Origin of the sequence: Rhizobium sp. Nf11,1 (assembly GCF_050587665.1) — a bacterium.
Classification (GTDB): Bacteria; Pseudomonadota; Alphaproteobacteria; order Rhizobiales; family Rhizobiaceae; genus Rhizobium.
In genome coordinates, this window is record NZ_JBOBHU010000032.1 from 19,567 (window position 1) to 31,073 (window position 11,507).

Here is an 11,507-nt window from a genome sequence, read left to right on the forward strand (position 1 = left end):
GGTGAGGGACTTCTTAAGGCGCCACGGCCAGGGCGCAAGGAACACAATTTTCGAGGCCGCGGCGAAGCTCTGCCTCGTCGAGATTGCGGCCGATGAAGACGATCTCGCTCAGGCGGGGATCGCCCATCCATGGCTTTCCCGGGCGGCCCTCGAGCGTCATATGAACGCCGTGGAATACATAGCGGCGCGCTTCGCCGGCGAAGTTCACCACCCCCTTCATCCGTAGGATATCGGCGCCGCTCGCCTGTACGAGGCGGTTCAGCCAGCTATTGAAGGCGGCCGGGTCCAGAGGTTCTGCACGCTGCAATGCGACGCAGGAAATGGACTGGTCATGTTCATGTTCATGATCTTCGAGGATGGCCGGATCGATCGACAAGATGTTCTTGAGGTCGAAGGCACCAAGGTCGAGAACCGAGCTCATCGGAATAGCGCAGTCTTTGGTGTGAACGAGCCGAGCCAGCGGATTGAGCTGCCTGATACGTCTCTCCACCACGGCCAACTCATCCAAGTACACCAGATCGGTTTTGTTGAGCAGGATGAGATCGGCAAAGCTGATCTGCTCCACGGCTTCATCCTGACCGAGCTGCCGATCGACGTGGCAGGCATCGACAACCGTGACGATCGCGTCCAGTTGAACATGGCTGGACAAGACCTCGTCCAGAACGACGGATTGGATGACGGGCGCCGGATCGGCGAGACCCGACGTTTCGATGACGATGCGATCGAAGGCGCGATCTGACGCCAGAAGATTGCGAAGGGCGCTGATCAGGTCGTCGCGCACCGTGCAGCAAATGCAGCCGTTATTCAGTTCGACGACGTCCTCCGTTGTTTCGATGACGAGCTTGCCGTCGATGCCGACCTGACCAAACTCGTTGATGACGACTGCGATACGCTCCTCAGAGCGTTCGGTCAGAAGACGGTTGAGCAGCGTTGTTTTGCCCGCACCCAGAAAGCCGGTCAGAATGGTCGCGTTGATTTTTCTCACGTTAGTCTCCAGCTCAAGACAACACTCGACCAGCCCGATCCCGTGAGATCCGGAGAATGGCTTCAGATGGTAGGGTCAATAAGCCTGTCGGGATTGCAGTGTTGGCGATGATTACAATACGAAGCTGCCCGGCTTACAACGGGCCCATGGATGCAGTTTCAGCCAAATCACATGCAGAATACGCCAATCTGTGCCCAAAATATACACACGGCTAATATTTGAGCACATGAGCAAAATGTGAGCGTTGGTTGGCTGAGATACTGTTACCCGATTGCCAATGCGCTGTAGCATGCCGAATAACTCTGGGAGTACGTGGATTGCGAGATCAACCCGCTTACGCGTCGGTCGCCGCTCTGCCCAAAACCAGTTCACGGAGGCGGCCCTCAAAGAACGTCGACGGACGGCGGAGTCTCGCACCATCTGACTTGAAGCATCGGTATCAGCCCATTCTGGGGAGCTGGCATTCATTGAGGTGGATATTCGCGAGCTTGTCGATCGCCTTTCGTGACGATGCGCCCTGGCGCAGCAAACGTTTCCGATGGAGTCTCCCCATACGCTTCACTGTAGGCTGCAGCAAACCGTCCCATGTGCGTGAATCCAGCCTTCCGCGCCACGGCAGAAATCGATGGAGGGGACGTGCTGTTTAGCAACTCCTCGCGTGCAGCCGCGAGCCGCATCGCTTGGAGATAGCTGAGAGGTGTAGTGCCTTTGAACCGCCTGAACGCGAGCTGCAAGGCCCTGACGCTTATCCCAGCCTCGCGCGCAATGGATGCCACTGTCATGGAGTGCCCGAGATTGGCGCGAATATATCCGATAGCGCGCTTTACGTGCCAAGGCATTGCGGGCGACGCAGGTCGCCCCTCTCGTCGAAGAGGACTTGCAACGATAACCCAACAGAGGGCGGTGATAACGGATTGGGCGAGGCAGTCGATAGCCTCGCACCCAAGCTGATGTGCTTCCGGGGCATCGATACAATTCCAGATGAGATCGACAAGCCCTGCCAAGTGTGTTCCGGTCGGCAAGCTCAGGTCGATCTCTCCATCCAATTCGGAACCTGAAAGTGCAGATTTCCCGAGGAGCGCACCCAAGGCCTTCTTTAGCGTGGCCGCCTCGAATGCAAAAACCAAGTGGTTGACCCCATCGACCAGCAGGCGCTCTCTGGTGGCGCTCCAGCTACTTGAAAAGAAACCGCGGGCTTGCGTCATCGTAGCGGATGCGAGGTCGCCGGCTGCTTTATCCGCGTCGATTATTGGCAAGCAAAGGATACAAAGACCGGACGCCTTACTCAGAATGTTTATGATTTCTGAAACACAGTCTTCGCCGGCCGAACCGGTTCGGCCAATCAAGAATCTGTTCCCCGTGATCGCGATCTCGTGTTCCTGGCCTCCCAGCTGGACTGTGCCCTGATTGAGACCCGATCGGCCATGAAACCCAGGCTGCCCACATCCGGTAGCAGTAATCTCAACAAGCCGCACAATCGCCCTCCGCCAAGCAAATAGTCGCGGAGGCAGGCGACGCACAGTCTCCCGCCCGCAACTATCAACCAATCGAAGATCTTCCAGCAATCCTCAGGCCAACTCGGAGCCGTTTGTTACTACCTTGAAATAATTGCGTAATGATCTCGGAAAGCGCCTCTCCGGGATCGAGTTTCCTGACAGCATGTCCCACATTTGAGACGCGCAGTATCATTGCTGAAACAGTCAGGCGAGCTGCCGGAGGCGGAGTCCCTACAAACCGATCCTGAAGTATGCAGCCGGGCGACCGCGGTCGAACGGGAGCGCCAAGTGAAACTCCGCCGGTTCGAGCCGGCGGGGGAGCTCGCCACGCATTCCGCTCGAGGAAGAATACGACCTGGCGACAGCCATCTGTGTCCATATTGCGAACATTGTCCAGATAACGCCGCGAACCATTCACGTCGATCTCGTCTCTATAACACTGTTAATACTCTGCGACTCAAATCCACAACATGTCGGGCTCGATCTGTTGACATCGCATCCAAGTAGGGAGTGCGCGGCAAACAATAATCATCAGGCCCCGAGAGTCTTAAAACCCGTTCAATACCCGGAGAGAAGGATGCGTAATATTTCAATGCAGAATAAGCTGGTTCTGTTCATCTGTGGCCTGGCATTCGCGTTGTCCTTAACGGCGGCCGGCTTGGTCAAGACCGCCATGGACAATGTCTCTCGTGAGCGGATCGAGGCGTTGAAGAGCCAGGTGGATATTGCCTACTCGATCATGAATCACTTCTATGAAGCCGAGAAATCGGGAACGTTAAGTCATGAAGCGGCACTGTCCTCGGCTGCCAACGCAATTGAAGCGATCCGCTTTGAACCAACCGGCTACATATTCGGGTACGATTACAATGGTGTGCGCGTATTGATGCCGGACAAGAAGGACGTCGGGACGAACTTTATTGGCATCAAGGACAAAAACGGGGTCCCCGTCGTCAAAACATTGATAGAGCTTGCTCGCAATGGTGGTGGATTATTGCAGTACTACTGGCCAAAGCCGGGACTTCCTGCCGAGGAACAAGTCGTGAAAACGGCTTATGCGCGGGATTTTGCGCCATGGCAGATCGTACTGGGGACAGGTACCTACATGGACGATATCGACGGCAAGAACTACCAGATTTACAAGAATGCTGCGATTATCGGCCTATCAGTGCTTGCTGTCAGCGTGGCTATTGCGGTCGCTTTGCTGAGAAGCATCACGGTGCCATTTTCGGAGATCCGCAAGGCACTGGGCGCAATAGCCGCGCAGGACATCTCCTATCAAATCCCCTACACTGATCAGCCAAGTGAGATCGGCATGATGGCCACTTCGATCAAGACCCTTCAAGACAGAGTGAGAAGGCGGCTGGAGTTGGAGCGTCGCGATGCGGAGAACAAACTCGCCCTAGAAGCCGAACGGGAGCAGCGATTGCAGCTCGAAGAGGCCGAGCGGTCGGTCCAATCGCATGTCGTATCCACAATCAGTGGGGCACTGGAAGCATTATCCCGCGGCGATCTTACCGTAAGGTGCGGTGATCTAGGCGAGAAATATGCTGCCCTGCGCTTGAACTTCAATACTGCGATGGAGAAACTCGAACTGGCCCTGGCTGTCGTCAACCAAAAAGGCCAGGTCATTTCGATGAGTAAGGATGAAATTTATCGCGCGTCAGCCGATCTTGCACGCCGCAGCGAGCTTCAGGCAGCGAACCTTGAGGAGGCTTCAGCTGCGATTGACGAACTGGCGGTTACCGTCCGGGAAACAGCGCAGGGAGCGCATAGCGCAGCAGCCAAGGTTAGCGCCATCAGCCAGGAAGCTACCCAAAGCGAAGCAATTGTCGTGAAAGCAATCAGCGCGATGGCTGGAATCGAACATTCTGCGAGAGAGATCTCCAATATCATCAGTGTCATCGATGAGATTGCGTTCCAGACCAACCTCCTTGCACTAAACGCTGGCGTCGAAGCCGCTCGAGCGGGCGAAAGCGGTAAGGGCTTCGCAGTTGTTGCCCAGGAAGTGCGCGAGCTAGCACAGCGTTCAGCCTCTGCTGCGAAAGAGATCAAGGATCAAATCTCCAAGTCGACGCTACAGGTTACCGAAGGTGTGAGCCTTGTCGGCAATGCCGGTCAGGCGCTCCAGCGAATATCGAGACAGATAGAAGAAGCCGATGAATTCGTAACAAGTATTGCCCGTAGCGCCAAAGAACAGGACACGACGCTCTCCAGCGTGGCGAGCTCGATCAATGAACTTGACGTGGCAACCCAGAAAAATGCTGCCATGGCGCAGGCATCGACCGAAATTGCGGCGGCTTTGGCAACTGATACCGAAGGCCTGCTCAGCTTGATTGCCAACTTCAAAACCGAAGCCAGCAATCGTGACACTCTCCTTTATGAGGCTGCGTAAGGCGCGAGCGCGTTCGGTGAATGAACTGCTTTTACCGCAAATGAGACTTCACTGCCTCCGGCGGCTTCGTGCCGCCGGAGGGCGCTGGACCACCGACGGGGCAAAACAGCGCTCAAACTGCGAGGCTATGTTCTGCGAAACCACGGGAGGGGCAATTGGGTCTTGGAATTTGTCGGATGAAAAGAGCCAATGGTGACCGGCCCTCTCCCTATACGTACCAGTGACGTTGAGTTCACTGTGGCACCTTGTTCTGACGGTTTGCGATCAGGTCGTCGACGACAGCCGGATCGGCGAGCGTCGAGGTATCACCCAGCGCGCCGAAATCATCCTCGGCGATCTTGCGCAGGATACGGCGCATGATCTTGCCGGAACGCGTCTTCGGCAGACCGGGCGCGAATTGGATTTTATCCGGCGTCGCGATCGGACCGATTTCCGTACGGACATGTTTCACCAGATCGGCTCGCAGCGCGCCATTGCCCTCGTGACCCGACATCAGGGTGACATAGCAATAGATGCCCTGGCCCTTGATATTGTGCGGGTAACCCACGACGGCCGCTTCGGAAACGAGGTGGTGCGAGACGAGCGCCGATTCGACTTCGGCCGTTCCCAGACGGTGACCGGAGACGTTCAGAACGTCGTCCACACGACCCGTGATCCAGTAGTAGCCGTCTTCGTCGCGCCGGCAGCCGTCACCCGTGAAATACTTGCCCTTGTAGGTCGAGAAGTAGGTCTGCGCGAAGCGATCGTGATCGCCGTAGACGGAGCGGGCCTGGCCCGGCCAGCTGTCGGTGATGCAGAGGTTACCGTCGGTCGCGCCTTCCAGCACGACACCCTCATTGTCCACAAGCTCCGGCTTGACCCCGAAGAAGGGTCGCGTGGCCGAACCGGGTTTCAGCGCGGTCGCACCCGGCAGCGGCGTGATCATAATGCCGCCGGTTTCCGTCTGCCACCAGGTATCGACGACGGGCGACTTCTGCTCGCCAACGACGTTGTAATACCACTCCCAGGCTTCCGGATTGATCGGTTCGCCCACCGAGCCGAGAAGACGGAGCGACGAACGATCCGAGCGCTTCACGAACTCGTCGCCCGCACCCATCAGCGAGCGGATGGCCGTCGGTGCGGTATAGAAGATGTTGACCTTGTGCTTCTCGATCACCTCCCAGAAGCGGCCCTGATCCGGGAAGGTCGGAATGCCCTCGAACATCAGCGTCGTGGCGCAGTTCGAAAGCGGTCCATAGACGATGTAGGAGTGACCGGTGACCCAGCCGACATCGGCCGTGCACCAGTAGATGTCACCCTCATGATAATCGAAGACATATTCATGCGTCATCGACGCATAGACGAGATAGCCGCCGGTCGTGTGCATGACGCCCTTCGGCTTGCCCGTCGAACCCGAGGTGTAGAGGATGAACAGCGGATCTTCCGCCTTCATCTTCACCGGCGGGCATTCCGCCTTGACCGTGTGCACTTCCTGGTGGTGCCAGATGTCGCGGCCCGGCGCCCAGCCGATCTTGCTGCCCGTGCGGCGCACGACGAGCACCTTGTTGACGATCACATACTGCTTGGCAGCGATGTCGATCGCGATATCGGTATTTTCCTTGAGCGGAACCGGCTTGCCGCCGCGAACGCCTTCGTCGCAGGTGATGACGAAGGTCGATTCACAGTCGACGATGCGATCTGCGAGCGCCTCAGGCGAGAAGCCACCGAAGACCACCGAATGGACAGCGCCGATACGGGCGCAGGCGAGCATCGCATAAGCCGCTTCGGGGATCATCGGCATGTAGATGGTGACGCGGTCACCCTTCTTCACGCCGTGCTTCTTGAGGACGTTCGCCATGCGGCAGACGTGCTCGTAGAGCTCGTTATAGGTGATCTTCTTGTCGATATAGGGATTGTCGCCTTCCCAGATGATGGCGGTGCGTTCGCCATGCGTCTTCAGGTGACGGTCGATGCAGTTGTAGGAGACGTTGGTCAGACCGTCCTGGAACCACTTGATCGGGACCTTGCCCTTGAAGGAGGTGTTCTTGACCTTCGTATAGGGCTTGAACCAGTCGATCCGCTTGCCGTGCTTGCCCCAGAACTTCTCGGGATCCTCGATGCTCTCCTGATACCACTTCTGGTACTTCTCATCATCGATCAGAGCGCGAACTTTTGCGGACTTCAGCACCGGATAGGTTTTGGCTGACATGAACTCCTCCTCATAGATTGGCAATTTTGCTGAAGCATCAGGCACTTCATTGGAGGGTGGATCTCAGGAGCCCCCTGCAGCTTGCTTTGTGGTCGCTGCACGAGACCGCTGCAGGATGTCCTCGCAGATGTTCAAGCATTCGAGGGCCCGCGGCTGCACCGGCCAGAGCTCAACTCGTGGTCCGCCTTGTTTGTGAGTTGATGAGACTCTTTTGACGGGGCGTTCGGCGGGCCCCTAAGAGAAGTCCGGGCGAGTTGCCCGGACTTCGTCTACGTCGATCTGTTGGTGGCTCAGGAAACCAGGCGACTTGCCGAGTGAACCACTTCGCCGCGTCAGCTGTTCAGATCGCGGCCTCGCGTTTCAGGCAGGAGAAGCGCACCGATCACGGCCGTCAGTCCGGCAAACGCTACGGTGTACCAAAGTCCACCGAAGATGTTGCCGGTGGCGATCACCACCGCCGTCGCGACAAAGGGAGCGAATCCCCCGATCCAGCCGTTCCCGAGCTGCAAGGCGACGGAAACACCACTATAGCGGATACGGACAGGGAAGAGCTCGACAAGAAGCGCTCCGAGAGGGCCGTACACCATCGTGGCCAGGAACACGAGGCAGAACAAGATGCCGATCACTGCGGGTCCGTTCGGTTGAACGGGTGCTTTCGGATCAGGCAAGCCAGTTGCAGTCAAAGCCGCGAGCAGTTCGGCTTCGTTATACGGCTTCGCCTCGCCGCCGTTCACTTGAACCCGCAGGGGTTCTGCGTCGGTCTTGACCGTGTAGGGGACCGCCCGGGCTGTCAGAAGCGCCTTCGCCTTCTGGCAATCAGTCGTCGCCTGGGGACTGAACAATTGCCCGACGAAGGATTGGTCGTGGTCGCAGTCGTTTCCAGCGAGCGTGACCGAGGTCTTAGCGCGGAACTCTGCAAGGGTGGGGTTGCCGTAGGTCCCCAGCGCCTGGAAGAGTGGCATGATCAGGAACGCCGACAGTGCGCAACCTGTCACGACAATCCATTTGCGTCCGATCCGATCGGAAAGCCAGCCGAAGAACAGGAAAAAGGGCGTGCCGAGCGTCAGCGCGATCAGGAGGTAAAAGTTGGCCTGATCATGCGTCATCTTCAGTGTCGTCGTCATGAAGTAGAGGCTGTAGAAATGGCCTGTGTACCAGATAACAGCCTGGCCTGCGACGACACCAAAGATCGCAACCATAATCAGCCGAAGATTCCGACTATCACCGAGGGTTTCGGCGATCGGATTCTTCGAGCCCTTACCCTGTGCCTTCATCTCCTGGAACACAGGCGACTCATGCAGCTTCAGTCGGATGTAGAGCGAAAGAACCAGAAGCACGATCGAGCCGACGAAAGGCAAGCGCCAGCCCCAGCTTGCAAAGGCTTCGGGCGACATCGAGCTGCGGCACAGCACAATCACGAGCAACGACAGGAAGAGACCGAGCGTCGCCGTGATCTGGATCCAGCTGGTCGTTAAACCACGTTGATTGTGATCGGCGTGCTCGGCAACATAGGTCACGGCGCCGCCGAACTCGCCACCCACAGCCAATCCCTGGAGAAGACGCAAGGCCACCAGCAATGCAGGGGCAGCCCAGCCTATCGATTCGTAGGTCGGCAAGAGACCAATGGCAGCCGTTGCAAGGCCCATGACCAGCATGGTGACGAGGAAGGTCTTTTTCCGGCCGACGAGGTCGCCTAGCCGTCCAAAGACGACCGCGCCGAAGGGCCGAAGGACAAAGCCGGCGCCAAAGGTCGCAAGTGCCGCAAGAAGTGCCGCGGTCTCGTTACCCTTGGGGAAGAACAGCGTACTGAAGAATGCGGCAAGCGACCCATAGATGAAGAAGTCGTACCACTCGAAAACGGTCCCGAGCGCAGCGGCGAAGACCGTGCGTTTTGTGTTCCGGTCGAGGCCCTCGGCCTTTGCTACGGTTCCAGACGAAAGTTCATGAACAGACATTTCGAGCCCTCCCCTAGATGGCATGTTGCGAGAGGCCTTGGCCGCTCGCCTGAGAAACCGGATCTTCACAGGCCCGCAGAAATGCTGCCAGCATTTCATTGAATTTGTGAGGCTGCTCGAGCATCGGGAAGTGCCCCGCATTCTCGACCACCTCCAGCCTGCTGTCCGGTATGCCCTCAGCCAGGATCACCGACTCCGCCGGCGGCGTGATGATATCCTCGTTTCCGACGACCACCAGGGTCGGGACCCTGATGTCACCAAGACGCGAACGACTGTCGGATGCATTCAGTGACGCGATCGCTTCGCGCGCCACGAAATCGGGGGTCTGTGCGACCTCCTGCCTGGCAAAGTTCAGGAGTTCCTGACTGGCCGCGCTGCCGAACGACCGATCAATGACGTTCTGGCTGGCCTGGACAACGCCGAGGTCGTCAATCGCCTTCAGAACATTATCGACATTGACGTCCTCTCCAAGTCCATGCGGCGTCGCTCCGACGAGCACCAACGCCTGTACGCGCTCCGGATGCGCCAGCGTAAAGCTTTGTGCGATGGTTCCGCCCATCGAGAGGCCGACAAGGACGGCCTGGCGGATGTCGAGCTTGCGGAAGACTTGGAGCACGTCGTTTGCGAAGGCGTCGATGGTATAGCTGCGACCGGCAGGTCTTGGCGACACGCCGTGCCCCGGCAGGTTGATACGGATGACTTTGTAGCGGGATGAGAAGGCTTCGACTTGCCCGCGCCAGAATTCCGCGGTCGTCGTAAATCCGTGCACGAAGACGAGCGGTTGGCCCGCGCCCGACACCCGGACGATCGTATCGCCTATCTCAAGTGTTTCTATATGCATGATATCTGCTCCCCTTTCGGTTTTTACGCCAAGGAGCATCGCAAGCCATGGGCCAGTTCCGCGTATGCCAGTGTTGATCGATCTAACGCTTTCAAGACAAACGGTTATTAGGAAAGCAAGGTGGACGGCCACTGTCTTGCTGGCGTTGTAACTCCGTCTCTTTGTCTCGATTGCGGTACAAAAATTCTCGCATCTGAGACAAAATCCGCTAACATTCGATTTGCGATATCCCAAGAACAGTCAGGCAGCAGTTATGACCCTTCCCGAATGGCTAGCAGGTTCTTCCGAGGAAGCCGGATTCCTCCGGCTTGTCCTCGATCACGTTTCCGATTGTCTTGTCGCCGTCGACACGGAAGGAACGATCGTCCTGATCAACGACCCCTATTGCCGCCTCCTTGGCGGTGAGGCCGAGGAATTTCTCGGACGGCACATCACCGATGTGGTAGGGCCGCAAACCAGACTTCATTTCGTCGCGCGGGGTATTGGCACTCATATTGGTTATCCGCTCGAAGTGCGCGGCCATAAGCTGGTGACGAAGCAGGTCCCTGTGCACAAGGACGGAAGGATCATCGGCGCCGTGGGTCTGGCGCTGTTCTCCGACTACGATGCCCTAAAAAAAACCTACGGCCGGATTTCGAAGGCGGAACTCGCCATCCCTTCGAAGCCGAAAGCTTGGCAGTCGAAGTTCGGTCTCGACGATGTCATCGGGACTGGTCCGTTGATGGAAGCGCATCGCGACGCACTTAAACTGGCGGCCGCGTATGATCTGCCGGTTCTCATCTGCGGTGAGACAGGCACCGGCAAGGAACTGGCCGCGCAGGCAATCCATTCCTTGTCGGACCGCTCTACCGGGCCATTCGTGTGGGTCAACTGCGCATCCATTCCCAGCGAACTTATCGAAGCAGAGCTTTTCGGCTATGAGGGCGGGGCTTTCACGGGTGCGCGCAGCCAAGGTAAACCTGGCAAGTTCGAACTGGCGACTGGCGGCGTGCTCTTCCTTGACGAGATTGGCGACATGCCGCTCGCCCTGCAGGGCAGTCTTCTGCGCGTGCTCCAGACCGGGGAGATCGTCCGCGTCGGCGGCACCAACCCGGTCGGCATCGATCTTCGCATCATCTGCGCTACCAACAAGCCACTCGTCGAACTGGTGCAGACGGGGCGTTTTCGCGAGGACCTCTATCACCGGCTCAACGTTCTGCCGATCGAGGTCCCGGTCCTGAGAGAAAGGGGCGATCTGGCTCATCTTGCCGAACACCTCCTTGCACGCATCGCCACGCGACTGTCCGTCCCGGCGCCAGTATTGACAGCTGAGGATCATGACCGGCTTGTCGCTCATACGTGGCCGGGTAACGTCCGGGAACTGGAGAATGCCCTCACGCGCATGATCGTGACGGGGCATCTATCCACTGCATCGCTCGATAGTCGTCACCCGTCACCCTCCGCGAATGCGAAGAGCGACTTGAAGAGTCGCATGAAATCCGAAGCCCATGCAGCCCTGCGCGCCGCCCTCCAGCAGGCCGGAGGCAACAAGCAACGTGCAGCCGAGATACTCGGCATCAGCCGGGCGCAACTCTATCGGCTGTTGAAAGAGCAAGGCGCAGCCTAGCAAGGAGCCCTTTCGTCGCGCAAGGCTTAAGCCGCCTTGCGCCT

The 11,507-nt window shown here is 57.9% G+C and carries 7 protein-coding genes and 1 pseudogene; 3 read left to right on the forward strand and 5 right to left on the reverse strand.

Annotated features, from left to right (window positions below; genetic code table 11):
- Positions 1–13: 13 nt before the first annotated feature.
- Both ACQ7C1_RS29575 and ACQ7C1_RS29580 read right to left on the reverse strand, forming a co-directional pair.
- On the reverse strand, positions 14–985 hold the full coding sequence (locus tag ACQ7C1_RS29575; protein WP_430960872.1) for a CobW family GTP-binding protein: 972 nt from the start codon (positions 983–985) through the stop codon (positions 14–16).
- 464 nt (positions 986–1,449) lie between these two features.
- Positions 1,450–2,331 carry a helix-turn-helix transcriptional regulator gene (locus tag ACQ7C1_RS29580; protein ID WP_430960873.1) on the reverse strand — a complete coding sequence of 294 codons (882 nt, stop codon included), beginning with the start codon at positions 2,329–2,331 and terminating at the stop codon, positions 1,450–1,452.
- 727 nt (positions 2,332–3,058) lie between these two features.
- Here ACQ7C1_RS29580 and ACQ7C1_RS29585 point away from each other — a divergent pair.
- Complete coding sequence (locus tag ACQ7C1_RS29585; protein ID WP_430960874.1) at positions 3,059–4,873, forward strand: methyl-accepting chemotaxis protein; 1,815 nt, start codon at positions 3,059–3,061, stop codon at positions 4,871–4,873.
- Between the two features lie 232 nt (positions 4,874–5,105).
- On the opposite strand, the gene acs is transcribed toward ACQ7C1_RS29585, so the two are convergent.
- The 3 genes from acs to ACQ7C1_RS29600 form a co-directional block, all read right to left on the reverse strand.
- A complete protein-coding gene (gene acs / locus ACQ7C1_RS29590) occupies positions 5,106–7,061 on the reverse strand; it encodes an acetate--CoA ligase (protein WP_430960875.1) in 1,956 nt (651 codons plus the stop codon).
- Positions 7,062–7,393: 332 nt separating this feature from the next.
- Positions 7,394–9,016 (reverse strand): MFS transporter, encoded by a 1,623-nt coding sequence (locus ACQ7C1_RS29595; RefSeq protein WP_430960876.1) that lies wholly within the window; start codon positions 9,014–9,016, stop codon positions 7,394–7,396.
- A gap of 13 nt (positions 9,017–9,029) precedes the next feature.
- Positions 9,030–9,857, reverse strand: coding sequence for an alpha/beta fold hydrolase (locus ACQ7C1_RS29600; protein ID WP_430960877.1), 828 nt, complete (start codon positions 9,855–9,857; stop codon positions 9,030–9,032).
- Between the two features lie 253 nt (positions 9,858–10,110).
- On the opposite strand from ACQ7C1_RS29600, the pseudogene ACQ7C1_RS29605 reads away from it, so the two are divergent.
- Positions 10,111–10,296 (forward strand): annotated as a pseudogene (locus tag ACQ7C1_RS29605) (PAS domain S-box protein); the annotation flags it as partial.
- 108 nt (positions 10,297–10,404) lie between these two features.
- On the forward strand, positions 10,405–11,463 hold the full coding sequence (locus tag ACQ7C1_RS29610; protein WP_430960896.1) for a sigma-54 interaction domain-containing protein: 1,059 nt from the start codon (positions 10,405–10,407) through the stop codon (positions 11,461–11,463).
- The last annotated feature ends 44 nt before the right edge of the window (positions 11,464–11,507 follow it).